Origin of the sequence: Nostoc sp. S13 (genome assembly GCF_029379315.1) — a bacterium.
GTDB lineage: Bacteria > Cyanobacteriota > Cyanobacteriia > Cyanobacteriales > Nostocaceae > Nostoc.
In genome coordinates this window covers 1-26,807 of the sequence record NZ_JAQYWQ010000060.1, presented here as the reverse complement: position 1 = coordinate 26,807, position 26,807 = coordinate 1, and the positions used below count along the sequence as shown (strand labels likewise).

Genomic DNA, 26,807 nt, shown 5'->3' with positions numbered 1-26,807 from the left:
TTTGTTATGATTTTTACTATTATTAATTACAGTTTTTGTTAGGATTCTTAAGTCAAGAAACTCAAATAATTTTTATTCTAAGAATACAAAGCCTCGAAGAATATTTATTGTGTCGCTTAACAAATTAAATGACCATTTGCCAAATTAGTCTCAACCTAAAGCTAAAAAACGATCATCTTTGCGTTCGTGCTGTTAGTAGCAAAAACTGTACTTGTTGAGATACATACGTGCTACTCGGATTAAAGATTTCGGCTATTGCTTATCTAGAGTACATTTTAGGCTAATAAATAAAGCTAACAAATAATTTGGCAAGGGACATTGCGCCTTGTAACTCCTAAATCTTGACTCTTTTGTATTAATCTTCAGTACGAGGAAAGCCATGAAAAATACTCAAGTAACAATCAACGAAACAGCTTGCAAACATAACCAAAAAAAATTGGGTGACAAGAAAAAACTAACTTGCACAAAACCACCACAACCAGGTGCAAACCAAGGGAATTGTCCTTTAGATGGAGCGATGGTTTCTGTGGGAGCTATTACTGATGTTGTTCATTTAGTACATGGTGCTGTTGCTTGTACTCATAATCCTTGGGCGACTCATGGTAGCCTCTCATCAGGCTCTCAATTATACCAAACTGGTTTTACTACTGATTTTGGTGAGAATAATGTCGTTTTTGGTGGTGAAAAGAAACTGTACAAAGCTATTCTCGATGTTGCTCAAGGCTATAATCCTGCGGCTATTTTTGTCTACGCTACTTGTATTACCGCTTTGATTGGTGATGATATTGATAGTGTCTGTAAAATGGCTGCACAGAAAATTGATATTCCGGTTGTCTATATAAATTCGCCTGGATTTCTTGGTAGTAAAAATTTAGGTAATCGCATCGGTAATGAGACTTTATTGAAATATGTAATCGGAACGGCAGAACCAGAATTTACTACCCCTTTCGATATCAATATTGTTGGTGAGTACAACGTTGCTGGTGATTTGTGGAATGTTTTACCACTATTCAAGAGATTGGGTATACGCGTTCTCTCCAAAATTACGGGTGATGCTCGCTATAAAGAAGTTTGCTATGCTCATCGTGCCAAGTTGAATGTAGTCATTTGCTCAAATGTAGTGCTGCCAATGGCGCAAACAATGAAAGAACTTTATGGAATTCCTTATATTGAAGAATCTTTCTTCGGTGTGGAAAACTTAAACCATTGCTTGCGAAATATTGCAGCAACATTAGGGGATAAATATCTTCAAGAACGTACAGAATCGTTGATAAGAGAAGAAAACGCAGCCCTAGATATTGCCCTAGCTCCCTACCGTGCCCAGTTGAAAGGCAAGCGGATTATTCTTTGTACTGGTGGTGTAAAAATTTGGTCGATTATTTTAGCCGCTAAAGATTTGGGAATGGAAGTGATTGCTACCACTAACGCCAAGACTACAGAAGAGGAGAAAGCCAAAATTAAACAATATCTTGGTCAAGATGGCATTGTTTTACACGAAGCAACACCGCAAGGATTACTACAAGTTTTAAAGGATACAAAAGCTGATGTGCTGATTACTGGAACTGGCAATAAATATACAGCACTCAAAGCACAAATTCCTTTTTTGGATGTTAACCATGAACGCCATCATGCCTACGCTGGTTATATAGGGCTGGTGGAACTGGCACGAGAATTGTATAAAGCCCTGTATAGTCCTGTGTGGGAGCAAGTCAGCAAACCTGCTCCTTGGGATGAAAAAATTAACCATGATGTCGCTTGAGAAATTATTTGTCAAGCTAAGACTAGCCCTTTCAAGGTGGGTAAAATTTTTGGATAATAATTCCTCTTTTCTCTGTGTTCTCTGCGCCCCTGTGGTTCAATAAATAACTTTTAAACCGCGTTACCTTGAAAGGGCTAGTCCTGTAAGCGACAGAATCACACGACCGATATTTTTTACCACAAATTGCCTCAATCTTTATGGTGTATTTTATATTATAAAACTTTTACTCCGTAAGGTCTTCTTGGCGAGTTGGGTGGGTGTTGAAATAGGCACGATCAAAGGATTGCCCCAGAATTTCCTGACCAATTGAAGACAAAACGCGATCGCAATTATCGTGTAATACGTAAAAGGATAAATCTCGCAATATTCGCTCCACGGGACTCGGTTTAATCAAGGAGCGAGATCCACAAGCATGTATGCAGTCGTTCACCGTTTCCAAAGCCAGTTGTTCAGTTATGTAACGGGCGCGATTGCCTGCTTGTTTTGCCCCTAAGACCTGGCCTGTTTCCCAAAGAGTGGCTACCTGCCGCAGCCATAAATGCATAGTATCTATATTAATTGCTGCCTTAGCAATTCGGTGTTGTACGTAGGGGTCGTGTCCTTTTTCCTGTTTGTTGATGTATGCTAAAGCATAATCGTAGGCTCCTTCAGCAGCTCCGAGAAAAGCAGCACCATACAGAGGTGTAAACCGCGTCTGCCACTCCTGTTGAATATACTGTCCTGGATAGCCAATCAAATTTTCTTTGGGAATGAAAGTACCTTCAAAGCGAACTAAGTAACTTACTGTACCTCTCATCCCAATTGGTTGCCACCAACTATCATCAAAGCTAATACTGGGGTCGGATAAGTTGCAGGCTAGTAACAACACTGATGTTGGTGCCCATTACGATGACGCGCTCCCCCAGGCCCTGCTGTATTCACCAAGAGAATTGCCCACTGTGCTTCTGGGGCACTGGTCGCGAATACCTTTGTACCATCAATGATATATCCCTCATCTACCACTTGAACACTTGTGCCAAAGCTGGCTTTTTGACCTGGAATCTGAGACTGGGGTTCTCCACTCCAAGCCGCCCATTTCTCGCCACGTTGGACAATACCCTCAAACCAGCACTTTTTCTGAGACTCATTAGCCATAGCCGCTAGTAAAACTTGGGCATTTGCATGTCCTTCCCAGCAACGGGCTAGGGATAAATCCACTTTTGCCAGTTCCTTAGTCATCATCCACAGGGTAAAGATATCGCTATCATGTCCTAACCCTAGACCACCGTATTCAGTTGGCACAACAGGTGCATTCAGACCTGCTTGAAAAAGGTCTTCAAAATCTTCTTTTGGGAAGCTAGCATTGTGGTCATAACCAGCGGCGCGAGAGGCGAACTTATCGCGTGCAAGTTGGCTAATGCGCTCAATCAGAGTTTGCTTATTGAGAGTTAGATTAAATATCATTTAATAGAGGTAATCGACTTGTTTTTAGTTGCTAATCTTATATCTTGCACTAGTTGATTTATGGCAATTTTTGGAAGTAGGTTATTTTAATGCGGTATGAAGAATAATTATGTTGGCAAATAAAAGTAGTATGGGAATAAGCATAAATAAAAACATAATTACATACTGTTTGCCTTTTCTCATGTAGAGTTGAGACTGACAACTCGAAAATTAACCATAAATAAAAATGATGTTACGCTTTTGCACACTTTATTCATTTATTATTAGTTGCTTCCAGTGGGTGCAAAATATAAGTAAATAAATCATTAATAACTCGATTAGCTGATAGATAGCTACCAGTGAGCCAATAAAAATCATCAACTACATAAACTTTACGTTGCCTAACTACATTAAGCTTTGACCACAGAGGTTCTGCCATGAGTTGATTGACAGCTATCTTTGACTGTGCAGGGTCTTTGAAGCCGTAGCGCACTATAAATAGGATATCACCATCTATCTGGGTAAGGACTTCTGGAGAGATATTGTAGCCAACGGGGTTGCCTGCTTTCTTTTTAGTTGCTTTAGCATCCAGATTTTGCCAAGGAGGACGCATTAGACCAGCATCCTCTATAATTACTCCAGAGAATGCACCTTTGGTTAACGGGTTAATCGTCTCTGGGATGAGGCGCACAACGGAAACTAAAGTTTTTTTGAGTCGGGAACCCATCTTTTGTTTGAATTCGCCTAAACGTATGTTGTAATCGTCCATCAAACGTTTTGCTGTCTCGGTTTTCCCCAGAGCTTTTGCTGCTGGCATAAACGGTTGTTTCCAGTCTCCATTGCTTTGCACCTTCAGCAAAACGGTGGGTGCAATGTGAGACCATAAACTGTAAGTATCCCGGTTGCGCGTCGTACCTAAGATCAAGTCCGGCTTGAGAGTTATAACCTTCTCCATGTTCGGCGGTGTCAGAACCGCACCAATGTTTTCAACGCCTGGGTGCTTATCCTCTAACCCTAGCCCTTGGAGAGTTTTAGCTGGATCTGGAGCGCCTATTAAGTTGACTCCTAGAGCTAGAGGTATTTCCACTAGCCACGGATCTATGACGACGACTCGTTGAGGATGGACGGGAACTTGAGTCTGACCCATTGCGTGTTTGACTACATGGACGGGCGGTGATGTTTGAGTTGAAGGAACGACGGCTATATTGCGGGTCGGTAATTGACGACTAAAGGAACTGCAAGCAGAAATCACCAACAGCGTGAGCAGCAGAAAAAAGCAGAACTTAGGCATATTGACAAAGTGAAGAAGATAGAGATTATGGTAGAGCGATCGCGTCTTGACTGTGCAAGAGGTTGTATTGCAATTAGGAGATAGCTCTACCTCAAAACCCGTGTGATCATTTCTTTTTTAGAGGTAAACACAAAGGAGTTCCTACTACTGGGTCTGGTATAATTCGACAAGCTAATCCAAACACCTCCTGCACCATTTCTTCTGTCATGACATCTGCTGGAGTTCCATGAGCCATAACAGCGCCATCACGTAAAGCTACTAGCTGATGAGCATAACGACACGCCTGATTCAAATCGTGCAACACCATGACAATTGTTCGCCCCTCAAGTTGATTCAAATCCCACAGCAACTCTAGTACTTCCACTTGATGAGCTAAATCTAAGAAAGTTGTCGGTTCATCCAATAGTAGAATCTGCGTATCTTGCGCTAAAGTCATGGCTATCCAAGCACGTTGCTTCTGTCCGCCAGAAAGTGTATCTACGGCTCTATGGGCTAATTCGTTGAGGTCTGTAGTTGTTAGTGCTTTGCGGACTTGACGTTCATCTTCAGTTGTCCAAGATTGCAGCCAACTTTTTTGATATGGATAACGACCTTGTGCTACCAAATCTCGCACAGTCAATCCTTCTGGTGCAACTGGCCCTTGAGGAAGAATACCGAGTTGTTGTGCAACTTTGGTCGTTGACTGTCGAAAAATATCAGCACCATTAAGATATACAGCACCAATATGAGGTTTGAGTAATCTGGCTAAACCTTGCAGTAGAGTAGATTTACCGCAGCCATTCGGGCCAACTAGAGCAGTAATTTGTCCAGTGGGAATTAACAGGTTAAGACCGGATATGATGGGTTTGCGATCGTAAGCCAGACTCAGATGTTGGGTTTCAAGGACTGTGTTGTCCATAAGACTTTCTGATTGCAAGGATAAGTGGTCTGAAAGTGCGTAGCTGCAAAGCGGCTGATGATGGCAGATCACACTGCCGCGTAGTGCCTTGTTACGAACGCTTTTGAATCCAACGAATGATTCTTGGCAGGGGAATGACCAAAATCCAATTGATCAAGCTAGTCAAAATGCTTGAGCAGAGCATCTTGTGAAAATCTGGTCATCAGAAACCAAATATTCCCCTAAAGTTAGCGATCGCCTTTCAGGATAGATATTTAGATCATATTACGATAATATTACCAATAATGTTGGTTATTTAGTCCTGCACTTGGTAAAAATACCTGACATCAGATTCTTCTTTCCTACTCATGTTTGCCGCCTTTGATACAGTAAATAGATAAAATAAGGCGTTCCTAAGGCAGCAGTTAGCAAACCACATGGCAATTCTATCGGAGAAAATAAAGTCCTACCCAAAAAATCTGCTGCTGCTACCAACAATCCTCCGATTAAGGCGGCAACTGGCAGTAAGTTTTTATGTATTGGCCCCACAAGTCTACGTGCCAAATGGGGAGCCATTAATCCAACGAAGCCAATTGTACCGGCGATCGCCACACTTGACCCAGCCAGCGCCACACTCACTAATAATAATTTGCTTCTTTGCCATGTGACTCGGCTACCGAGTCCTTTAGCTATTGCATCACCCAGTTGCAAAGTATCAAGTTCTCGTGTCAGCAGTAAAGCAAAGGGAAGGAAGATAACTATCCAAGGTAGCAGTTGCCAGACTTGCTCCCAACTTTTACCAGCCACACTACCCGCCAACCAGACTAATGCTCTAGTAACGTCGGTGATTTGACCGAAAGTCAACATTAATGTCGTGAAAGCTCCCATAATTGCTGCAAGTGCTACTCCTACTAAAACTAAACGCAGAGGTGATTTTTCTCCCGTGCCAGCTAGTAAGTAGATCAGACAGCCGACAACAAAAGCACCACCAAAGGCAGCTAGGGGCAAATACATAGTGGATACTGCCGGAAATAATACAATCAAAGTCACCGCCGCTAAGGCTGCACCGGCATTTACCCCAACGATGCCAGGGTCAGCTAAAGGATTACGTGTCAATCCTTGTAAAATTGCACCCGCAGTTCCCAAGCCGACTCCTACCAACCAGGAGATTAACACTCTCGGTAAACGCAGGGTAACAACAACAAAGGCAGATTCTGAGTCTTGAGTTGGTAAACCAAGAACAGCTTTCACTATATCTGCTGGCGGCACCGGATAAGCTCCCAAACTGAGGCTGATCCCCAAGACAGCGACGGTGAATAATAGCAATAGTAACAATACTCTAGTTACAGGCAAATTGCCGAGTATTGAATTTGGAATTTGGAATCTGGAATTTGGAATTGTTGTCATCCTCTGTTCACCCGCCAACGCACTAAATACAACAAAAAGGGCGCACCCAAAAGGGCTGTCATCACGCCAACAGGCAATTCTTGGGGTCTAATTAACCAACGCGCTGCTAAATCTGCCCATACTAGTAAACCTGCACCAAACACAGCTGCACAAGGCAATACCCAACGATAATCAACACCCATTAGTCCCCGCGCTAGATGGGGAACTACCAGACCGACAAAGCCTATAGGCCCTGCTAATGCGACAGCGCTCCCTGCCAATATTACAACGCTCGATGCTGTTGCCAACTTGATCCAACCTGTTTGCTGACCTAAGCTTGTGGCTACCGATTCTCCTAAACTGAGGACGTTGATTTGTCTACTCAAGGCAAAAGCTGTTAATAATCCTACTATCATCCAGGGCAACACAGTTAGAAATAGATTGAAGTCTCGTCCAGCCAGAGAACCTGCTAACCAGAAGCGGATTTCTTCAAGAGTGCGATCGCTTAAAATCAGTACGCCTGTGGTAATTGAAGATAGTAAGGCAGTTAAAGCTGCACCAGCAATAGTCAGATTCAATGGTGTTGAGCCTCCTTGTCCAAGAGAACCAAGGGAGTAAACAGTTAAGGCTGCTATTAAGGCTCCGAGAAATGCTACAAGGGTAATCAGGGCTGGTGAAGATGTACCCAAGCCAAAAACCACTGTCACCACTGCTAAGGCTGCACCTGCATTGCTCCCCAAGATTCCTGGTGCGGCTAAGGGATTTTGAGTCAGTCCTTGCATTAATGCCCCAGCTATAGCCAAACTAGCACCGACCATACTTGCAATTAGTGTACGCGGTAGGCGCATCGACCGGATAATTATGTGTTCGGTAGAGTCATCATAGTTAGTGAATGCAGTAAGTATTTTGGCAATGGGAATGTCAGCTGCACCGTAAGAAATGCTGGCGAAAATACCTAACAACACCACTAAGATACCTATACCTAAGCTGAAAATGCGAATGTAGTATTTTTCAGGGTGAGAAATATTTGTGTTCATGGATTTGTGACAAGAGTTAACTTCGGATCTCTGCTTTTCCTAACTTTTAAGCATAATTACTAATTTAGGACTTACGCAATAACTCTCTGAAAGCTTATTTCTTTGTGTCCTTTGCGTCCTTCTCTAACGAGACGCTGCGCGAATGCGGTTCGTTTTTTCATAATTTTGCGTAAGTTCTGTAATTGACAAAAGTAAGCTGATTTTAATTTCTCACGGATAACTAAAGACTCGTGCGATCAAGCCAAAAGTAATGAGGTTATGCTTTTGCAGGCTTTATTCCTTTACTCCTGGTTTCTTCTAGTGGGTGCAAAATGTAAGTAAATAAATCATCAAGAACTCGATTGGCTGATATAGGACTGATATTTGATTTTTGAAATATACGTAGGGTGCGTTACGCCAAAGGCTAACGCACCACCTCTGATTCCAGGTGCGTTACGCTACGCGATAACACACCCTACATATACTTAGATTTTTTCAAAAATCAAATCGGATTGCTATATATAACTACTACCTTGCCAATAAAATCAAACATCAAAATTTGGAAATAATCAATTTTTCAAGCGTGTCATTCCACATTGTGCTCTGTCACAACTCCCAACTTACTGTTCCCTCCACAATAAATGGGTCTTCAGGATAAACAAGGTTAATAGTTCGCGGGGTGAAGTACTGAACATCGGACAGATTCTTGAGGTTAAGCGCGAAGCTAAGGCGATTTATTCGATAGTAGACAGCAGCATCAAGGCGTAAATAACTGGGTACACTGAACGAGTTTGTCAGATCCCCCTGCCGTTCGCCGACATAGAACAAACCTAGTCCAAACCCTAACCCTTGCAAATTCCCCTTGGCAAAGGTGTAAGTCGTCCACAAACTCGCGCTATTCTCAGGGACGTTCACCAGTCGATTGCCAATGTATCGTTCGTCCTTTGTCACCTGTCCATCCGTGTAAGCATAGGAGGCAATCACATTCCAGCCTGGCAATATCTCCCCTGTGACATTGAGTTCAATACCTCGGCTCCGTTGTTCACCCGTTTGGATATTAAATGTGGGACGATTAGGGTTAGGATCAGGCGTCAAAACATTGGATAAAGTCAGTTGATACAAGGCAAAGGTTGAAGATAGCCTGCCGCTGAAGAAATCAGCCTTGACTCCCACTTCGTATTGAGTGCCAGTACTGGGTTGAAATAAACTACCCCCAAATGTGGTTCCAACATTTTGGGAGAAGGATTCACTGTAGCTGGCATAGAGTGAGACGGGTTGGATAGGTTTATAGACAAGACCTACACGAGGACTAAATGCAAAGTCTGATTGACTTTGATTGGCACTTGTATTTAAAAAGTTGGTAACTTTATTATCAACAAAATCTCCACGTCCGCCGAAAACCAAGTTAACGTTATTAGTAAGTGTGACTATATCTTGAACATAAAAGCCGAGCTGATCATTTTTAGTTTTTTGATTCATTCTAGAACGAAGACCACCGACAGGCTGACCATAGACGGGGTTGAACACATCTATAGAACCAATAACCCGCATTGTCTGATCGAACTGACTAATATCTCTGTACAAATCAAAGCCAGCAACTAATTCATGCTGAAGGCTGCCAGTTTTAAATTTGCCTACCACATGGTTGTCTAGAGCATACTCTTCATCGGCAGCAGGCGCTCCTATATAGTTTTGCTGTGTGCGATTTAGAGTCCGACCATCAAGTTGTAGAGAGCCAGAATTGGCACTATCTGTTCTATATCTTATAGACCTAACATGAAAAGCATTCACCAAAGACCAATTATCACTAAAGTGATGTTCAAAGTTATAGCCCAATAGAATGGAACGACGGTTGTTTCTGGCATCTTCATCTAATGTGTTAAGACTGAGCGGAATCTCTCCATTTGGGTTAGGCAAGACAGTTCCGACAGCAGGTAGCCCCGTTCTGGGATACTGCTGCTGGTCTCGAAACTCGCCTTCAAAACTCAGCTTCGTATTTTTACTTATTTGCCAACTCAGAGCGGGTGCAATTAGATAGCGCTGATTGTAAAAAAAGTCAACAAAACTTTCTGTGCTGATGTAAGAAGCATTTAAACGATAAAGGAGCGTTTTGTCAGAATTGAGAGGACCAGAGATATCTAAAGTTGGTTGATAGAAATTATAACTGCCAAAAGTCATACTGGTAGCGAAGTAAGGCTCACTCAGCGGCTGCTTCGTCACAAAGTTAATCGTGCCACCCGGATTGCCTTGACCGTAAAGGACAGAGGCTGGCCCCCTCAGAACCTCTAACCTTTCAATGTTGGCGAGTTGTGTTTGTCCTGATATAGCTCCTGCTGTATAGTCCTTAAGACCGTTGCGAAGGATGTTGCTCGTCTGAAAACCCCTAATGGTGAAGACATCACCATTGGTCGGCGAATTGAAAGCCTGGATAACACCGACGCTTCTTAAGGCATCAATAGCGTTAACGGCTCCTTGATCCTCCCAACTCTGCCGGGGAACCACCTGAATCGACTGAGGAATATCCTGTATCCGCCTATTAGTCCGAGTCCCCACAATCGCATCAGGAACCTGATATCTTGTGTCTGGAGTACCAGTTACTACTAGTTCTATTGGCTCTTGGTTGTCTTCAGGCGTAGTTATTGGCTGCCGTGCAGTAGAAGTTGTCGTACTCACCTTAAACACTAAACCTTCAGTCTGACTATCAAATAACTGTACCTGTGGCGCACCCTGCTTTCCCACAATTGTCAATCGTAAGGTGTTGTCAGCAGTATTTGTAACTATTACTTCAGTAATACCTGCTACTGGCTTTGCTTGTCGAAAACTCTCCCCACCGGCAAGCTGTAACTTAGCATTGGGAATATCTACAATGTAGGAGTTACCCTCTGTCTTTGGTGAAACTTGCAATTTCTGGGAGTTAGCCGTAACTAAAATTAACTCTATCCCCTGATCAGTGCTATTTACCTTCACGTTTGTAACTGATACTACATCTGTTTGCGGTTGACTTAGTTGAGCGATAAAGTTCTTTACTCTGTTGACCTTCAATACATATGATGTGCTGTTGAATGGAGGTTCTATAGAATTGAGTTGGCGAACTTCTGATATGAGTGTTTGCTCCCGCTTCGCTTTCGATTTTGTGACTAAAGCAGATTGAACAGAGGTTTTTCTGACTACCGATGCGTAGGCGTAGCCCGCCGCAGGCATCGCTTCTTTATTCACTAGGGACTGTGCAAGAGCTGGCTCTTGCTTGACTAAGTTACTACCAAAACCGACGCAAACACTCGTTACCAAACTTAGCAAACACCCATTGCACACACCCCGATGATTGATCATTCCACTTTCCTACCAATCTATGTGCCAATATTCTTTACCATCGCAAGTAAAATTTACATTGCGAAGTATAAGCAAGATTGAGTAGGAAATCAACCATTTATCTTGTTTTCCAGACAATTATGATGATGATAAAGATTATTGACAAGATGTTGACATCTGAGTTTTTACACAGTGTGGCGTTACTTTAGAGGAACTTGACGTCATAGAACAAATGTCCTGGTATGGCTTTAGATCGCTTGGTTTGAGTCGTTGTGACGTAGTTTAGAGATACTTGCTAGAATGCGATCGCAGTTGATCAAAGACTGCGATCGCAACAGGTTCGTGTGTCCACGATGGATTTAAGAATAGCAACTGTCAGCATCCAGGCAGCCCTAGATATTAAAGGAGGCTATTCTCCTGGCATTAGTAAGCGGTAAAGAAAGTTTTTACTTACTTGGTTTTGTCTAGCCATTTCGAGAAGGAGTATCTCTCCATTTTTGAGGAGGACGAAAAAGCATTGAGCATCGAGGTAATCCTCGTTGCGTAATCCTTCATCAGCTACTTTTGTTTCCTCTATCTCTTCATAGTTCAAGTAATGCTCTTTATCCTCAGCATCTATGACATTAAATACGATTGGCATTGGCTTTTAAGGTACAAGACTACATTGTCGAGCATAAATCGTATAGTTGCTTCAAGTCTGTTGGTTTAGTTGCAAAATACAACCCTCCTGGGATGTCCTAAGAGGGTTCGTAATTTCATTATTCCAAGGGCATCTAATGCGCCTTTGGTATTTTAATTAAGTTATTAATTAAGCAACTTGGAACAAATCAATACAACCAATTTCTCAGGTGCTTGGCACTCATGACTTAATCAATTGTGCGCGGACGAATGCTAATATGATTCGTAGATATAGCAATCCTATCTGATTTGTGAAAATTCGCAGTGTCCAGATCCCCGACTTCTTAAAGAAGTCGGGGATCTAATTTTTCACGAATGATTTAGGATTGCTATATGCTCTGCTATTAGAGATTATTCATGGTTTGGCAACGGCTCCTGTTTTATCAAACAGAATAAAGGTGCCATTCGCCAGAATTCACTTGGGTATTTTGTGCGACTGGTGGATGAATAAACGGCGTTTAAGACCCCCACAAAACAAGAAAATTTGGTGGTCAACTTTCGTAGTGGCGGGTCTGAATTCCCCACTGATTGCATTCTGACGAATCTATTCTGACGAATGTATTCTTCTTCAATATTTAATGCTGGAGCGATCGCACTTGATCAAGTTTTTATTAACACAAGTTAGCGTTTGAAGTTTCTCCAAGAGCAAAATGAAGAGTGTTGCACAACCAGCAGCCCAATAAGTGGCTAACAACAGAGTGTCATTGCCAGATATAAATCAGGACAAACAAAACAATCCAGATGACATCAACAAAGTGCCAGAAAATAGAAGTGGCATTTACACCAAAATGACCTGTATCGTAGTTATCAGGAATGAAAGAGCGACCAAAAACAAGTATCTGCAACAAAATGCCAGTAAGAACGTGCAAACCGTGGAAGCCTGTCAGTAAGTAGAACATTCCACCAAAAACACCTGTGGTAAAGCCAAAAGAAAGATGGCTCCACTCGATCGCTTGTCCAACTAAAAAGTAAGATCCCATTGCGATCGAAAGCATTAGAAACTGCCGAAATTTCAACAAGTCATGGCGTGCAAGGGCGCGTTCTGCCAAGTAGATAACAAAGCTACTAGAAACAAGAATTACCGTATTAATTGCCGGATCTCTAACTTCCAGTCCAGAAACACCAGCTGGTAGCCAGTCAGGATTTGCTGTTTTATAGACAATATATGCTGTAAAAAAACCGAGGAAAATGAAAGTCTCTGACAGCAAGAAGACAATGAAGCCAAACATCTTGCTGCCTTCTTCATCATGGGTATGCTCGTGTGAGGGATGATCTGATTCTTCTGAAATTATGGAACTGTCCATTGCTTGAAACTCCTATATATTTATCTCACGCAGAGGTACAGAGAAAGAAAAGAGAGCAAAGTAGTAGTTTGCGATCGCGTAATACCTGATCTCAAACTCTCTGTGTGAACCTCTGCGCTCCTACCCTACGGGAAGGCGTTTACGTAGCATCTCGTAGAGAAGTGCCTATGCGTTTAAAAATCAAATCAAACATTTGGACTGCTCTCTAATGCTCGGCCACTAATGGTTCAGATTTACCGTAGCCGTAGGGTTCACTTATAACAACTGGAATTTCCTCAAAATTCTCGACAGGAGGTGGTGAAGAAACTAACCACTCCAGTCCAATTGCTCGCCAAGGATTCTTCGGTGCTTGCTTGTCATGTATCCAAGAACCAATAATATTCAGAATGAAGGGCAAAGTGGATACACCTAGCAAAAATCCGCCGAGACTGGCGATAATATTCCAAAATTCATATTCTGGGGCATAAGAAGAAACTCGACGCAACATTCCCTGTAATCCTAATGGGTGCATTGGAAAAAAGTTGAGGTTAGTGCCAATGAATGCCAGCCAGAAGTGCAACTTGCCCAAGCCTTCGTAATACATACGTCCAGTCATCTTGGGGAACCAGAAGTAAATAGCAGCAAACATCCCCATCGTGACTGTGCCATATAGAACATAGTGGAAGTGACCCACTACATAATAGGTGTTGTTGACATGGACATCAACGGGAACAGAGGAAAGGGTGATGCCAGTGATACCTGCAAACACAAACAATATTAATGCACCAAAGGCAAATAGCATTGGTGTATCAAATCGCAGCTTGCCACCCCAAATCGTTGCAGTCCAGGCAAACACCTTAATGCCAGTGGGGACAGAAACGAACATTGTTGTCAGCATGAAAAACAGCCGCATCCAGCCTGGAGTACCACTGACGTATAAATGGTGTACCCAGACTATACCGCTAACTCCAGCGATCAGAAGAGATGAAATGGCGACAATTTTATAGCCAAACAGAGGTTTACGGGCAAAAACAGGGAATATCTCTGAAAAGACTCCAAAGACCGGCAGAATGATTACATAAACAGCAGGGTGTGAGTAGAACCAGAAAAAGTGCTGAAATAGAACCGGGTCGCCTCCCTTGGCGGGGTCAAAAAAGCTAGTTCCAACTGTTAAGTCGAGTAAAAGCATGACTGCACCTGCTGTTAAAACAGGTAGTCCAAACAGTTGGATAATCTGGGCACTGAATACATTCCAAACAAAGATGGGTGTACGGAAGGGTGTCATACCAGGTGCACGCATCTTCACAATCGTAGTGACAAAGTTAATCGCCCCCATAATTGAGGAAACACCTGATATTGCTACTGCTAGAAGCCAGATAACTTCACCATTGATTAAGTTTCCTGTCGGGTTTTGCAAGCTAACGGGAGGATATGACCACCAACCGGCTTGCGCTGGCCCACCGGGTACAAAGAAACTGCCCATCAATAAGATAGCAGCGATCGGTATCATCCAGAACGCAACAGCATTTAGTCTGGGAAACGCCATATCTCGCGCCCCAATCATCAGAGGTACAAGATAGTTAGCAAAACCTGTAAGTATGGGGAATGTCCATCCAAATAGCATCACAGTGCCGTGCATGGTGAACATTGCATTATAGACACTACGGTCAACGAGGTCTGATTCTGGGGTAATCAATTCCCCACGAATAATCATTGCAAATATGCCACCAACTAAAAAGAGAATGAAAGCGGTAACAATATACTGAATACCGATAACTTTGTGGTCTGTGCTAAAGCTAAAGTATTGCTTCCAGTTTACTCTCGGTTCCTGTTCAGGTGCATCACCTGTAATGTCTTCAACGGAAATATTTGTCATTGTCTTTTATCCTTTATTCTTTTTAATTTGTCATTTTTCCAAAACTAATGACCATTGTGGAGACGCGATTAATCGCGTCTCTACGACTAATTGCTGTAATTAACTACAGGGGCTTGTGCGGGTGCTACCGTAACCCAGCCTTTGATTAATTCTTTTGATTCTTGGGCATATTCAGAAGCTGCTTGATTATTTGCAGTACATGGTTTACGATTTGCTGCTTGGTGCAGCCACTTCTTATAATCTTCAGAGGACTCGACAACAACATTTGCCCGCATGGTTGCAAAGTAAGTACCGCTAAATTCGGAATCAGTCAATTGATATTTGCCAATACGGATGGGAGTGAATTCAAAGTCAATGTTGCGGTTGGGAATAATGTCTTGCTTGACTCGGAAAGCCGGAATATAAAAGCCGTGGAGAACATCCTCGGACTGCATAGCTAGACGAATGCGATGATTGACGGGTAAATGTAGTTCGGTGCTGGTGATTCCTGTTTTTGGATAGCGGAAAACCCAAGCCCATTGTTTGGCATTAACTTCAATGTCTTCAAATGGGATTACATTTGATGTGGCATCAGTTGATACAGTTGAGAAAGTCGGGGAGGCGGAAACTATCCTGGCATCCCCGTTAATTGGTGCAGCAGATGCTGATTTCATCAAGACTGGAATATGCATATGCATAGCTTCCATTGGGCCTTGAATCCCCATTTGCTCGTAGATTTGGTAGCTATAGGTGGCAATCCAAAACACTAGCAATACAGGAATTGCAGTCCAGACAATTTCTAGTGGGATATTTCCTTCAATCGGGGGGCCATCGCTGGTATCATATTGCTCTGCTCGATGGAAAATCGCTGAGTAGATGAGTGTTCCTGTGACTCCAAGGAAGATAAATGCTCCCAGCGTGATTAAAAAACTAAACAACTTATCGACGAGCTGCGATTCTGCTGCGGCTTGAGGTGGCATCCAGGAATACGTCCACTGCCCTATCAAAAGACTAACAGCAGCTAAGGCGATCGCGATCGCACTCAAGATCAAAATATTTCGGATTTTCATACCCATAAAAGTCATTGGTCAATAGAGACGCGATTAATCGCGTCTGTACAATGGTCATATTTATACAAAGGACAAATGACTAACATTGATTACTTCAGCAGTAAGTTGGGGTCTTTGCCTAAGCGCAACAACATATCAGCAGTATTGTGAACTCCAAACTCAGTAGCTAACTGCGCTCCTAGCGTACCGTGGATGAACATGATGAACATGATGAACAGTCCAGAAACTAAATAAGTCCACTGCACTTGTTGACTGTCATCTTGACGCCAAATATAGCGCTGAAATCCTCTCCAAATAGCCATCCCAAGAATCAGCGCTAGTAGAAAAACACCACCCATACCATGCCAAAGCATTGTTTCCATAGCTTCCAATCCCCAGGCACTCTTTACCCCAGTGAGTGGTTCTGCCAACATGATTTCGTAAAAACCTGCTGCTACCGTAAAAATTGTGATGAGTGCCGAACCTAGCATATTGTACCAGCCAGCATCAAAGAAGCTGGAACGAGTAGCAGGAACTGCTAAAAACTTGAAGATTGGTTGTTGTAAAGGGAAGAACGCACCAATCAAATCAAAGGTAATACCAAGGATAAACAAACCTATAGTGAGATGAACTAAATTTGGGTGAATGGGTATAGTGTAGGGCAACCCATTTGCTCCCATCTGAGTCTTTAATTGCTCAATAACTTCAGGGTTCATTACAGTAAGCCCTCCTTTATGGCTTCAACAACTGGTACAGTGTGCAGCCCATATACCCAAACCAATTCATCTCCGAAATACACTTGTACGCCTACCAAAACAGTCAAAAGTAGACTTGCTGCTAGGTAATAAACTGATATCTTTTCTGGAGTGCGGCAATGAATCACGTAACGCCAAGCTGTAATGGCTGCCAGAATTCCTGCAAGTGCCCAGCCAAGAATCATATGTAAATTAAGTACTCGTTCAGATGCGTTATAAGGTTCTGCTAAACCTGCTTCAAATTGACCAAAAATAACAGCGACAAAGATGGAGATTGTCGCGAAAAACATATTCCACCAACTCACCTCGAAAAGACGGTAGTTGCTAGTAAAGTATCCAATGACATCACACAAGAAGGCAAACAAAACCATCGCAATCACAAAATGCACAACGATAGGATGTATCGTATCAGGATACGGTAAATTATGGTTATTCAGAAGATTCTCAAGCATAGTATTCTACTCATGTATTAGTTAGTGCTTAACAAGCAATACTTCACAATCTTTTGATTTCTACAACAACTTAGATTGCACTTAAAATCCTTCTAAATAAAAACAGCAATTATGATGAGGAGAATTCTTTCACAGATTAGCTTGATTCTGATAGGTAAAAGCTCGCTGGAATGAATATAGAATAGTAAGTGATCGAAAAAAGTTTTACTCGTTAGTAAATGCTGACGAACGAGTTACTACTTTCCATCTGTGAAGTCAAACAATGTTATGAAATAGAAACACAAGGATATTAAATCTCCGCAATATCGCTTGGAATCTAATACACCTGACTAAATAGGCTTTGGACATTATTATGCCCTAAGCTCATAATGAGAATTGCTGATTTTGGAGTGTACTTTATTTTTTTGAAGAATTTTGTACTTTTGATTCTCCATATATAAAGAATATCATACATCTGGCAAAATTACTTGCGATCGCTAATTAATTTTCAAACAGTATTTGTGGTTACAATTAATCAGAAGTTAGATGAGTTTCAGCCAATAATTGCGTTTTTCCTGTTGTTTCGGGGTGAGGAATTTTGACCTGTTCAAGAAAACGAGATATCCAAGGCAAAGCCACCATAATTCCTGTTAAAACCAATAAAAATACAGCTATTCCAAAAATTTGGTCACGGGGAATTTCCAGAACACCACGTAAAATTACCTCTCTTAAAGCAGAAACAATAGTAATTTCCACTGCTGCGGTTACGGATGTCCTCTGTTGTTGTATATGATCAATTAACAGGCGGAACAACTCTACTAAAATCAAAATGAACAGGATATCAGATGTTACTTGCCGCAAATCCAAGGGATGTAAAAAGGAGAAGAACATATCTCCTAGTCGGATGAGCATTACACAGAATAAACCCAGGCAAAGAGAAATAATAATAAAGTCTTGGAAAAATTCTAGGTTACGTACAATTGTATTTCTTTGTAACCAGTTATTAAACTTTAAATTTATCCCTTTTAGCATGATATTTCCTAACAGGCTAGATTCATTTATCTCCATAACTGAAATAGTGCTGAGTATCTATGGTTGATTACTCAGCACGGGTTAAACCCTAGCTATCCGCTAACGGAACTGTATTCAATCCCCATTATTTAGCTATGGGGTTCCATTCAGCCCTATTAAACTATTTTGAATTGTTGGCATCATGAGGTACGGGTTCTGCGGTTTTCATCTTGGATGCTGCGGTTGTTAAGCTATTCGTAGCCTTGATGATCTCTTGTAAGGTTTCGTTAATCAGTTTTTCATCAGGGGGAGCTTCTAATAAGTAAGTTTCTATGAAAATCTCCACTCGATTCATAATTATTTTGGCTTGAGAGCGTAGTCTGTTGAGGTCTTTAGTAGACAAATTATTCATTGTTTGAAGCTCCTTTCTATTTCGCTGGTTAATTCTACATTTTTGGTCAGCAATTCTCATGACAAAAGCGATTCTGACAGTTCAGCTCTTTTTGGAGAGATAAAGCTTGCTGGAATACCCATTAAATAGTTCGCCTATTGACTGCTTAAATGCCTTCAAATTCCCCAAATTAGTACAAAGGTTTAAAGCAGGAGAATTGCTGGATCTGGAGAGTTAGCGGGTCTATTTATTTCTTAGGACTTACGCACTGAAATTATCTTTTAAGACTGAGATGCACCTTTTGAGTCTTTAGTGAAGCGGTAACAAGTCTTTTAGCGTCAGAAGCTTTGGTGCAAACATCAGAAGTTATTCTTTAGTTCCTACTGCGCGTAGCTTGCTCTCTACTAGGTGTACGATAGATGCTTAGAGTTCCTGTCTCTTCTGGCTGCTAACTCCTTTCATAGCAACTTTAAGCCAAAGTTGTTGAGAGTTTCACGTAAGTTTTTGCATCCTTTTAAATAGTCTAAGGTTGCGATGCGCTCGGCTGAGTTTTGCGACCAATCAACAGCAGCATTCATTTTTTGTTCAACATAGAATTCTTTCATGATATCGTTGTAGTGAGCGATCGCTTCATCTTGTTCTGCCAATTTATAGGTTTCCCGATGCAGTACAGCTGACTGGGGTAAACGCGGCTTAATAGCAGGTTGTACCTCAGGATTGGGATAACCCACACACAATCCAAATACGGGGAACACAAAAGGTGGCAAATTTAGTAGTGTTGCTACCTCTTGCGTGTTATTGCGGATTGCACCAATATATACTGTTCCCAAACCAACAGATTCAGCAGCTAGAGTGGCATTTTGCGCTGCCACCGAGGCATCGACTATTGCTTTAACCAACAGTTCTATGTAATCCAGAGCCACATGAGGTAGTCCGCGACTGTCAGCAATATGAGCCATACGACCTAAATCTGCTAACCAAACCAAAAATACAGGAGCCTGGTTAACCCATACTTGGTTATTAGACAGCTTGCATAATTCTGCTTTGCGCTCTGGCTCTTCAACCGCTACTACACTCCAAGTTTGCAAATTAGCTGAACTAGCAGCAGATTGAGCAGCTGCAACTAGCCATTCCAGGGTTCCTGGTGGTAACGGGTCAGATAGATAAGACCGAACTGAACGGTGAGATAGTAGTGTTTCTAGAGAGTCATTCCAGTCAATTTCGTAATTGAAGGGAATCTCACCGTAGCGCGATCGCAAGAGTTCTGTAGGATTAGTCATAGTCAACTTTTGAACCTGAATACTTTTTTACGATTTCAGAGGGATTACTAACGACAAGAAACAACGAGGAAAAGGAAGAATCAGAAAATCAGGACGCTGATTTTCTGACAAAAGTAGAGAGAAAATACTTGACCGTGCCAATTTGAGATTTTGCGAAAAGTTTGATCGGAGGTTTCCTCCGATCAAAGCTTTTCAAGACGGATTTTGGATTAAAAAAGTTTTTTGGCCAAGTACCCTTGTGGTCTCTTTTAATCCAAAATTGCAAATCGTTCGACTGAGCGTAGTCGAAGTAACCGAAGTAGCCGAAGTCTAAAATCCAAAATTGTTTGACTGCTAGGCAGCTAACTGGGTTTCTCCGAAATCTGAAGTTAGGCGACCATTCCGAAAAAAAGCAACTCGTAAGGCTAGCCGACACTCAGATACAGGGCAAGTAAGCGGAGTTACCATATGCCAAGAATTGTCAGAACGTGCGATCGCAACTGAGGAATCACTAAGGGGTAGAATATCTTGGAAGACAGATTCCGGCTGTGAGTCTTTGAGAATTCGCAAACAGCCTCCCCAGTCTACAGACCATTGTTGATTGAAAAATAGCAGATGAGTTAAAACTTTGTTCGGCTCGTCTGTATGAGGATGATGCAGCTGTCCTAAGTTATATCGGCGAAATCCAATATCCATTAGACAGTCCTTTAGTTCCAACCCAGACATTTCGGCTATTGCTGCGCGGTAAGAATCTGTCCACAGTCCTTCTATCAACTGTCGCCAGACTTTACTGAGGTGTCTCAAGTCATAAGTAAGTCTGCCTTGCGCCATCCGCTCTCGCCAGCGATTATCGCTAGATTTCAGCATCAAAGAAATATCCTCGCTAGTGGCAAGCATCTTTCCCCAGGAGTATCCATATCCCTCTCCCTCCGACAGGCGAAACTCTTCGTGGGGAAAACTCGCAGTTAGTTCTAAGCTTGCTTCTGGTGAAAGCAGATTTTTGATCAAAGCCCAATTGTATGGGACTTTTTGCATTGCTGTGGCACGAATGGAATCAAAATTAAGCATGGTAGAAAAAAATGCTTTACTAAAATTAACCAATCCTGACTACCCTGGATATCAAGTGGCATTAGAGCATCAATAATCGATTTACCTCTGCATCAAGAAGTTTTGGTCAAGCCGCAGAAGTTTTAACACCGGAACGCTTGGAGAGTCATTCCAATCAATTTCGGAATTGATTGTAATTTCACTCGATCGCAATAATTTTGTAGGATTTGTCATAGTCAACTGTTGAACTTGAACGCTTTTTTACAATTTCAGAGGGATTACCAACCCCATTACAAATTTGTTTGGCTACAAGAAAACTGGCTTTACCGATAGCGGTTCTTCATTACTGCTCAAAGTAGGTCAAGATCAATCTCCCCAGAATCAAACTGCTTTCCCTCTTGTTTGAGTAATTTTGGTTGGAGACTACGCAACAGGGAGCGCAAAACATCAGTCTTAGTGCGTTGGAACTGCAAGCAATACTGCTCTAGAAGTTGCCGTTCTTCTGGAGACAATTGAAAAGTGATCCATCCTTGCTCTTTTCTCGGCATAGTTAATACCAACAATATTGGTATATTATACCAGTTGGTACAATAATTGGGATGCTGAAGGCGGGCTGCGCCTACGCTAACGGAGACAAAATTGTTATGCGTTCTTAACCAAGTTCACTTTTGATTTGTGATCAAACTGACTGAAAGCTTACAAGCTCATGTACTTACTAATTGGTAAAAGCACAATGCAACTTACAGGGCTTTTCAAGTAATTTAACTACACCACTCCCCACTCCCCAGTACAGACGCGATTAATTGCGTCTCTGCCCACTCCCCATCTCCCATTCCCCATTCCCCTGTAAGTTTACCTTTGGGGAACAAAACTCAGGAGTTCTTCAACCGTGAGACTGCGCTTAACTTTTACTGACTGATGCTTTACAGCATCCAGCACTGATTGAATTTCTGGCTGACTGAGGGTGATTCCATGTTCTTGCAGCACACTGAATATCAGATGCCGACCGGAATGTTTGCCTACTACCAAGCGACGTTCCCAACCCACATCTTCCGGCGCAAAAGGTTCGTAAGTACCGGGATTTTGCAACACACCGTGAGCATGAATCCCCGACTCATGTGCAAAAGTATTTTCACCCACGATCGCTTTCCAAGGAGGAACCGGCCAATTGGCAGCTTTAGCAACTAACCGTGACAGTTCCAGCAACCGTTTTGTATTAATACCTGTTGGGATGCCGTAGAGGTGTTTCAGTGCCATCACAATTTCTTCCAGTGCAGCATTGCCTGCGCGTTCGCCAATCCCATTTACCGTAGTGTTGACTGATAACGCCCCTGCTTCAATACCAGCCAGCGAGTTCGCCATTGCCAGTCCAAAATCATTGTGCGTATGCATTTCTATGGGAATGAATAGATGATGCACAAGGGAGCGAACTTTGCTGTAAGTGTTCAGAGGGTCGAGAATTCCTACAGTGTCACAAAAGCGAAACCGGAAAGCTCCCAACTCTTGAGCATAATACGCCACATCCAATAGAAAAGATGGATCAGCTCTAGAAGAATCTTCTCCGCCAACAGATACAGATAAACCGCGATCGCAGGCAAAATTAATCGCATCCCGCAGAAGATCCAGCATTACCTGCTGCTTACCCCCAAACTTGGCGGCAATCTGAATTTCTGAGACAGGAACGGAAATATGCACCCGTTCTAAACCACAATCTATAGATGCTTGAATATCGGACAATTTAGCACGGTTCCAACCAAGTAATTGAGCATTTAATCCCAGATTAGCGATCGCTCGGATCGACTCTGCTTCTTCTTGCCCCATTGCCGGAACGCCAATTTCCAATTCTGGAACACCAATGGCATCAAGAAAAGTGGCGATCGCAATTTTTTCTTCAACGTTAAAGGCTACACCTGCTGCTTGTTCCCCATCTCGCAAGGTTGTATCGTTAATCTGAACGGGATGTTTGTTCATAGTGAAGTGATGATTCATTTTGCGGCTAACTTGTTGGGTAATTTTGATTTGCTTGAGGAATTCATAATTAAAAGACAGAGCAACTAACTTGAGTTGTGGAAACTAAAAGACATATTCCTTAGCCCTGGGGTAATAATTACGAATTACGTTAGCGTAGCGGTAGCGAGTCCGTGAGCGTCATTACTAAATATTTGCTACAATTTCCCCAATATTGCTGATGTCATAGCCACCGAGAATCTCTAATTGCGATTGGACTAGCCGATCTCCCAACGTACTGAGCAATTGCTGTACTGGTTCTTCTTGCAAGTATTCTTTGAGAATCACCAAGTCATATCGCGATCGATGTAGGGGGATAAATCCCAATCCAAAGGCAGCAGCTACGGATGCCGTACTCACACCTGCATCAGCAATTCCTGAGACTACAGATAGAGCGACATCTTGATGGCTGTATACGATATGGTCAAATCCTTTAATTGTGTGGAATGGGATCTGTTTTTCTTGAAGTTTGCGTTCCAAAAGCATACGACTACCGCAACCTAATTCACGGTTGACAACAGTTGTTCCTAATTCCACCAAATCGCTGACTGTTTTGATTTCCTTTGGATTTCCTGATGGAACTAAGAGTCCTTCTTCCCAAACCCCAAGGGTGATTAAAACTGCACTCTTACCAGCTAAAGCTTCCTGCACAAAGGGAACGTTATGTTCTCCAGTTTCCGGATCGTACAGGTGCATCCCAGCAATATGAATTTCACCTCGGCATAGACTACGCAATGCTCCCATACTGTTGGCGAGAATATGATGAACTCGCAGTTGTGGATGCCAACGTTCAGCGCTTCTTGCCCAGAGGGAAATCATCGGCGTACAACCAGCAATCACAACTGTATTTTGCAATTTATCGATATCATTAAGCAGCCGAACCAGAACTTTGTTTGTACCTGTCTGGTTCTGTGCTTCACCCTCCGGGAATCCTGTGGAAACTCCACCAGAAAACGGCAGTGTACTTATACCTCTTAATCCTCTCGCGAGTTCCTCAACAGGGGAAACCCTCGAAAGTTCTGAATTTAAACTTCCTTTGCTCAGACTTTTCTTTGCAACGCTCAGACAGTCTTTTGGGCAGCTTTGCCGACTTGTTCCTTGCGTGTCTTTAAAAGGAGAAAGAACTGCGGTAGAAACCTCTGCAACGTGGTGGCTCATCGCAACTGCTTCACCCTGCGGGTTCGACAGTTTGTTTATGCCGGGGAACCCTTTCGGCAGTTCCTCCTGGGGGAAACCCCCAGACGCTCGCGGACTCGCTAACGCTGCGCTATCGCCCTTGGCGTCTCCCCTTGGGAGAAGATCGGACTGCCTCACCACCGCAACTGTCTCACCATCAGCCGGAATCATTTCGATGCGAAAAGCATTGTTCCCAACCAGAGGATAAGCTATCCATTGATCACCAACCCGCGCTAGACTAACTGGCAATTGCTGTCCGTTCTTGACTGGTTTGGTAAGAACTGCCTCAACTTCTGGTAAATCTTCCTCAAACCAGAATAAGTCCTCGACTTGGCAGCCAAGCGCCTTGGCTAAACGCAGTGACATTGCAACTGAAGGAGCATATTGTGCTGATTCCACACCAGCGATACTCTGACGGGTTACACCAGCCATATTAGCTAAATCCTGCTGACTCATGCCTAAGCGAGTTCTAATTGACTTCAGGTTGTTGCTAAGATTCACGTCCAGTTTCATAAGGCTGTATCTCTTTGTTAGAAAAAGCCGCAACGGACAAACTTAATCTGTTGGGGCAATCGCAAGGTTTTCTAGTGTTTGCCGTTTTTGTTGTCAGACATGTTGATATTTTGACAATTTCGCTTATTTGCTGCAAGCATAACATACGTCTCGCTAGAATACTTGCATTTTTGGATACTGTTTAGCTACCTCACCAAAAGAAAACTTAGTCCGAGTGCGGTAAATCCTGATCTAGATGCCAATTGCCTTTTTTAGTTGGTACTGCCACCCACTGGAGTTCCAACCATAGGATCGGGTTCTTTTCCTTCAACCTTGAGGTGCGATCGCGGATAATGCGTGTGGCATTTATGCAAATAGCCTCACATATCCCCAAATCTTGGGCAACGCCTCTGAAAACGTCTTTGTAGGCATTGACTGAAGCAGACAGCATGTTAGGATAATAAACAACAAAATGTTGTATCAGTTTTGGGGGGTAGCCCCAGTAAGAGTTTACGAGTTCGACGTGGCAGTACTGGAGCAACTCACCAAGTTTGGGACAGCGCCCTTGAGCTATGGTGATAAATTTTTGGACTAAAACCTCTTCGGTCAACATAATGAGTTCTACTCCTTCAACGAGGTAGACGAATTTTAGCGTGGTTCAGAACGCTGATTTCTCAAATGGTGGTAAGAAGTTTACGCAGTTTTTTCTGCTTTTTCCAGTAAGAGATTGCCAATTGCTCCAGACACTTTGTATGAGGGATAAACCCTACTGCATCGTCCTAGTCAAACAACCCAAACTTTACCAGCAGTTCCTCTAGCTGATCGTTAGACATAGATTTCGGAGTGACAAAATCTGTATTCTGGTCAATTGCCATTGCCAGGTTGCGATAGTGCTGCGCCTGTTCACACTCAGGAGCATACTCAATCACCGTCTTACGGTGGAACTCTGCCCGTTGCACCATGTTGTCTCTGGGTATGGAGTAGATCATTTGAGTCCCCAGTTTCTCTGCCAGAGCCTCGATTAGATCGTTTTCCTGATCGATTTTGCGAGAGTTGCAGATCAATCCTCCCAGACGTATACCGCCTATAGCAGCATACTTTTGAATGCTTCGGCAGATGTTGTTGACGGTATACATTGCCATAATTTCCCCAGAAGTGACAATGTAAATTTCTTGAGCTTTGCGCTCACGAATGGGCATGACAAATCCACCGCATACTACGTCACCCAGACCATCATAAAATGTATAATCAAGTCTAACTGCATCATCATAAGCACCTAATTGTTCTAGCAACCCAATTGATGTCAGAATGCCTCGACCAGTACATCCCACACCAGGTTCCGGCCCACCAGATTCTACACACAGCGTCTTCCCCCATCCCTCCTGACGGAAGTCTTCTAGATTCACATCATCTTCTTCTTTACGCAACGTATCAAGTACAATTTTCTGGTGGAATCCCCCCAAGAGGAGCCGGGTGGAGTCTGCTTTCGAGTCACACCCTACAACCATTACCTTACGACCTATATCAGTCAGTCCAGCCACTACATTTTGAGTCGTTGTAGACTTGCCAACTCCCCCTCTTCCATAAATAGCGATTTTCCGCATAAAAACCTCAGTAATGGCGCAGACTTATTGATTCGGCTCCAAGATTATGGTGTAATCAAGTAGAGTGTTGAATTAAATTGAAGTTGTAGTTTTTGAAAGAGTTCACTGCCCAGGTTGTGACAGCATCAACCTAGTTAGATAGTGGACATCAGCCGTCTATCCAGCACTATAAATATTGCAGTTATCTGCTAGAAGTTAAACAGCTTTTTACAGATATGGCAGTAAATATTAGTGGGATGCGAGATACAACAAGAGTGCTAAAAATTAGTTCCAATCTTGTCACCAAGAATTCAAAAAACTTCCACAGATACGGCAGATGAGTAAGAAATTTTTGCTTCATCACAGGAAGACAAGTATTATTTTACCTGGAAGTAACATATATAAAAAAATCAGTCCAGCCTACTTTATGGCAACAGCTTCGCCAAACGAAAAACCGATTTTTGGGCGGTTTTGCTCCACTTCGATTAACGTTATGCTATCACCAACAAATCATGAGGCTGGTCTGATACTCACTTCAAAGGAATCTAACGGAGTTTTCGTCCTTATATTTAGATTCCCTATAAATAAAGAATATCATACATCTAGCCAATTTACTTGCGCTGAGGAATTAATTTACAAACAGTATTCGTGGTTACAATTAGTCATCAGCTATAAAGCCTCAAAGCCGACAATTGCATTATTCTGTTGTTTAGATTTGAGAAAATACCTT

At 42.6% G+C, this 26,807-nt stretch carries 24 protein-coding genes and 3 pseudogenes; 3 read left to right on the top strand and 24 right to left on the bottom strand.

Annotation, left to right across the window (positions count from 1 at the left end; all coding sequences use genetic code 11):
- Positions 1-379 precede the first annotated feature (379 nt).
- Positions 380-1,759, top strand: coding sequence for a nitrogenase iron-molybdenum cofactor biosynthesis protein NifE (gene nifE / locus PUQ00_RS18695; RefSeq protein ID WP_300419329.1), 1,380 nt, complete (start codon positions 380-382; stop codon positions 1,757-1,759).
- Between the two features lie 223 nt (positions 1,760-1,982).
- Here nifE and PUQ00_RS18690 read toward each other — a convergent pair whose 3' ends face one another.
- From PUQ00_RS18690 to nifH, 24 genes and pseudogenes are all read right to left on the bottom strand, one after another.
- Complete coding sequence (locus PUQ00_RS18690) at positions 1,983-2,624, bottom strand: acyl-CoA dehydrogenase family protein (RefSeq protein WP_300419327.1); 642 nt, start codon at positions 2,622-2,624, stop codon at positions 1,983-1,985.
- Positions 2,615-3,202 (bottom strand): acyl-CoA dehydrogenase family protein, encoded by a 588-nt coding sequence (locus PUQ00_RS18685; RefSeq protein WP_300419325.1) that lies wholly within the window; start codon positions 3,200-3,202, stop codon positions 2,615-2,617. Before PUQ00_RS18685 ends, PUQ00_RS18690 begins: the two co-directional genes overlap by 10 nt.
- 253 nt (positions 3,203-3,455) lie before the next feature.
- Entirely contained in the window at positions 3,456-4,472 is a 1,017-nt protein-coding gene (locus PUQ00_RS18680) for an iron-siderophore ABC transporter substrate-binding protein (protein WP_300419323.1), read from the bottom strand.
- A 106-nt stretch (positions 4,473-4,578) separates the two neighbouring features.
- The gene (locus PUQ00_RS18675; protein ID WP_300419321.1) at positions 4,579-5,370 is read right to left on the bottom strand and encodes an ABC transporter ATP-binding protein; all 792 of its coding nucleotides are present in this window, start codon (positions 5,368-5,370) and stop codon (positions 4,579-4,581) included.
- Between the two features lie 345 nt (positions 5,371-5,715).
- On the bottom strand, positions 5,716-6,756 hold the full coding sequence (locus PUQ00_RS18670) for an iron ABC transporter permease (protein ID WP_300419319.1): 1,041 nt from the start codon (positions 6,754-6,756) through the stop codon (positions 5,716-5,718).
- Positions 6,753-7,772, bottom strand: coding sequence for an iron ABC transporter permease (locus PUQ00_RS18665; RefSeq protein ID WP_300419317.1), 1,020 nt, complete (start codon positions 7,770-7,772; stop codon positions 6,753-6,755). Before PUQ00_RS18665 ends, PUQ00_RS18670 begins: the two co-directional genes overlap by 4 nt.
- Positions 7,773-8,357: 585 nt before the next feature.
- A complete protein-coding gene (locus tag PUQ00_RS18660; RefSeq protein ID WP_300419316.1) occupies positions 8,358-11,081 on the bottom strand; it encodes a TonB-dependent siderophore receptor in 2,724 nt (907 codons plus the stop codon).
- A 388-nt stretch (positions 11,082-11,469) separates the two neighbouring features.
- Positions 11,470-11,700 (bottom strand): hypothetical protein, encoded by a 231-nt coding sequence (locus tag PUQ00_RS18655; protein ID WP_300419314.1) that lies wholly within the window; start codon positions 11,698-11,700, stop codon positions 11,470-11,472.
- Between the two features lie 739 nt (positions 11,701-12,439).
- The gene (locus PUQ00_RS18650) at positions 12,440-13,042 is read right to left on the bottom strand and encodes a heme-copper oxidase subunit III (RefSeq protein WP_300419312.1); all 603 of its coding nucleotides are present in this window, start codon (positions 13,040-13,042) and stop codon (positions 12,440-12,442) included.
- Between the two features lie 205 nt (positions 13,043-13,247).
- A complete protein-coding gene (gene ctaD / locus PUQ00_RS18645) occupies positions 13,248-14,897 on the bottom strand; it encodes a cytochrome c oxidase subunit I (RefSeq protein WP_300419310.1) in 1,650 nt (549 codons plus the stop codon).
- Between the two features lie 86 nt (positions 14,898-14,983).
- Positions 14,984-15,946 (bottom strand): cytochrome c oxidase subunit II, encoded by a 963-nt coding sequence (locus PUQ00_RS18640; RefSeq protein ID WP_300419354.1) that lies wholly within the window; start codon positions 15,944-15,946, stop codon positions 14,984-14,986.
- Between the two features lie 89 nt (positions 15,947-16,035).
- Entirely contained in the window at positions 16,036-16,641 is a 606-nt protein-coding gene (locus PUQ00_RS18635) for a DUF2231 domain-containing protein (protein WP_300419309.1), read from the bottom strand.
- On the bottom strand, positions 16,641-17,132 hold the full coding sequence (locus PUQ00_RS18630; protein WP_300419307.1) for a DUF2231 domain-containing protein: 492 nt from the start codon (positions 17,130-17,132) through the stop codon (positions 16,641-16,643). The genes PUQ00_RS18635 and PUQ00_RS18630 overlap by 1 nt, the downstream gene beginning before the upstream one ends.
- 510 nt (positions 17,133-17,642) lie before the next feature.
- Positions 17,643-18,143: a phosphate-starvation-inducible PsiE family protein gene (locus PUQ00_RS18625; protein WP_300419306.1), complete on the bottom strand. Its 501-nt coding sequence runs from the start codon at positions 18,141-18,143 to the stop codon at positions 17,643-17,645.
- Positions 18,144-18,303: 160 nt separating this feature from the next.
- Positions 18,304-18,534: a hypothetical protein gene (locus tag PUQ00_RS18620; RefSeq protein ID WP_300419304.1), complete on the bottom strand. Its 231-nt coding sequence runs from the start codon at positions 18,532-18,534 to the stop codon at positions 18,304-18,306.
- A gap of 437 nt (positions 18,535-18,971) precedes the next feature.
- On the bottom strand, positions 18,972-19,793 hold the full coding sequence (locus PUQ00_RS18615) for an NADPH-dependent oxidoreductase (protein WP_300419302.1): 822 nt from the start codon (positions 19,791-19,793) through the stop codon (positions 18,972-18,974).
- 333 nt (positions 19,794-20,126) lie between these two features.
- Positions 20,127-20,840: a 2OG-Fe(II) oxygenase gene (locus tag PUQ00_RS18610; RefSeq protein ID WP_300419301.1), complete on the bottom strand. Its 714-nt coding sequence runs from the start codon at positions 20,838-20,840 to the stop codon at positions 20,127-20,129.
- An 81-nt stretch (positions 20,841-20,921) separates the two neighbouring features.
- Positions 20,922-21,053 (bottom strand): hypothetical protein, encoded by a 132-nt coding sequence (locus tag PUQ00_RS18605; RefSeq protein WP_300419300.1) that lies wholly within the window; start codon positions 21,051-21,053, stop codon positions 20,922-20,924.
- Between the two features lie 185 nt (positions 21,054-21,238).
- Positions 21,239-21,367 (bottom strand): annotated as a pseudogene (locus tag PUQ00_RS18600) (CopG family transcriptional regulator); the annotation flags it as partial.
- Between the two features lie 304 nt (positions 21,368-21,671).
- Complete coding sequence (gene nifV / locus PUQ00_RS18595) at positions 21,672-22,790, bottom strand: homocitrate synthase (RefSeq protein WP_300419299.1); 1,119 nt, start codon at positions 22,788-22,790, stop codon at positions 21,672-21,674.
- Positions 22,791-22,973: 183 nt separating this feature from the next.
- Positions 22,974-23,750: pseudogene (locus PUQ00_RS18590) on the bottom strand (substrate-binding domain-containing protein); the annotation flags it as partial.
- 402 nt (positions 23,751-24,152) lie between these two features.
- Positions 24,153-24,515, bottom strand: a pseudogene (locus PUQ00_RS18585) (helix-turn-helix domain-containing protein); the annotation flags it as partial.
- Between the two features lie 205 nt (positions 24,516-24,720).
- Positions 24,721-25,107: a hypothetical protein gene (locus PUQ00_RS18580; RefSeq protein WP_300419298.1), complete on the bottom strand. Its 387-nt coding sequence runs from the start codon at positions 25,105-25,107 to the stop codon at positions 24,721-24,723.
- A 166-nt stretch (positions 25,108-25,273) separates the two neighbouring features.
- Positions 25,274-26,098: a nitrogenase iron protein gene (nifH, locus tag PUQ00_RS18575; protein ID WP_300419296.1), complete on the bottom strand. Its 825-nt coding sequence runs from the start codon at positions 26,096-26,098 to the stop codon at positions 25,274-25,276.
- 158 nt (positions 26,099-26,256) lie between these two features.
- On the opposite strand from nifH, the gene PUQ00_RS32855 reads away from it, so the two are divergent.
- Both PUQ00_RS32855 and PUQ00_RS18570 read left to right on the top strand, forming a co-directional pair.
- On the top strand, positions 26,257-26,418 hold the full coding sequence (locus PUQ00_RS32855; RefSeq protein ID WP_366145965.1) for an IS1-like element transposase: 162 nt from the start codon (positions 26,257-26,259) through the stop codon (positions 26,416-26,418).
- A partial coding sequence (locus PUQ00_RS18570) for a hypothetical protein (protein ID WP_300419294.1) occupies positions 26,415-26,807 on the top strand: 393 nt, incomplete at its 3' end. The genes PUQ00_RS32855 and PUQ00_RS18570, both read left to right, overlap by 4 nt.

What these genes read in the sequence shown, in the direction of transcription:
- PUQ00_RS18625 (WP_300419306.1), bottom strand. Translation starts at nt 18,143, where the DNA reads ATGCTAAAAGGGATAAATTTAAAGTTTAATAACTGGTTACAAAGAAAT.
- PUQ00_RS18655 (WP_300419314.1), bottom strand. Translation starts at nt 11,700, where the DNA reads ATGCCAATCGTATTTAATGTCATAGATGCTGAGGATAAAGAGCATTAC.
- PUQ00_RS18610 (WP_300419301.1), bottom strand. Translation starts at nt 20,840, where the DNA reads ATGCTTAATTTTGATTCCATTCGTGCCACAGCAATGCAAAAAGTCCCA.
- PUQ00_RS18665 (WP_300419317.1), bottom strand. Translation starts at nt 7,772, where the DNA reads ATGAACACAAATATTTCTCACCCTGAAAAATACTACATTCGCATTTTC.
- PUQ00_RS18615 (WP_300419302.1), bottom strand. Translation starts at nt 19,793, where the DNA reads ATGACTAATCCTACAGAACTCTTGCGATCGCGCTACGGTGAGATTCCC.
- PUQ00_RS18685 (WP_300419325.1), bottom strand. Translation starts at nt 3,202, where the DNA reads ATGATATTTAATCTAACTCTCAATAAGCAAACTCTGATTGAGCGCATT.
- PUQ00_RS18620 (WP_300419304.1), bottom strand. Translation starts at nt 18,534, where the DNA reads ATGAATAATTTGTCTACTAAAGACCTCAACAGACTACGCTCTCAAGCC.
- nifH (WP_300419296.1), bottom strand. Translation starts at nt 26,098, where the DNA reads ATGCGGAAAATCGCTATTTATGGAAGAGGGGGAGTTGGCAAGTCTACA.
- PUQ00_RS18680 (WP_300419323.1), bottom strand. Translation starts at nt 4,472, where the DNA reads ATGCCTAAGTTCTGCTTTTTTCTGCTGCTCACGCTGTTGGTGATTTCT.
- ctaD (WP_300419310.1), bottom strand. Translation starts at nt 14,897, where the DNA reads ATGACAAATATTTCCGTTGAAGACATTACAGGTGATGCACCTGAACAG.
- PUQ00_RS18675 (WP_300419321.1), bottom strand. Translation starts at nt 5,370, where the DNA reads ATGGACAACACAGTCCTTGAAACCCAACATCTGAGTCTGGCTTACGAT.
- PUQ00_RS18580 (WP_300419298.1), bottom strand. Translation starts at nt 25,107, where the DNA reads ATGTTGACCGAAGAGGTTTTAGTCCAAAAATTTATCACCATAGCTCAA.
- nifV (WP_300419299.1), bottom strand. Translation starts at nt 22,790, where the DNA reads ATGAACAAACATCCCGTTCAGATTAACGATACAACCTTGCGAGATGGG.
- PUQ00_RS18605 (WP_300419300.1), bottom strand. Translation starts at nt 21,053, where the DNA reads ATGACAAATCCTACAAAATTATTGCGATCGAGTGAAATTACAATCAAT.
- PUQ00_RS18640 (WP_300419354.1), bottom strand. Translation starts at nt 15,946, where the DNA reads ATGAAAATCCGAAATATTTTGATCTTGAGTGCGATCGCGATCGCCTTA.
- PUQ00_RS18660 (WP_300419316.1), bottom strand. Translation starts at nt 11,081, where the DNA reads ATGATCAATCATCGGGGTGTGTGCAATGGGTGTTTGCTAAGTTTGGTA.
- PUQ00_RS18650 (WP_300419312.1), bottom strand. Translation starts at nt 13,042, where the DNA reads ATGGACAGTTCCATAATTTCAGAAGAATCAGATCATCCCTCACACGAG.
- PUQ00_RS18635 (WP_300419309.1), bottom strand. Translation starts at nt 16,641, where the DNA reads ATGAACCCTGAAGTTATTGAGCAATTAAAGACTCAGATGGGAGCAAAT.
- PUQ00_RS18630 (WP_300419307.1), bottom strand. Translation starts at nt 17,132, where the DNA reads ATGCTTGAGAATCTTCTGAATAACCATAATTTACCGTATCCTGATACG.
- nifE (WP_300419329.1), top strand. Translation starts at nt 380, where the DNA reads ATGAAAAATACTCAAGTAACAATCAACGAAACAGCTTGCAAACATAAC.
- PUQ00_RS18670 (WP_300419319.1), bottom strand. Translation starts at nt 6,756, where the DNA reads ATGACAACAATTCCAAATTCCAGATTCCAAATTCCAAATTCAATACTC.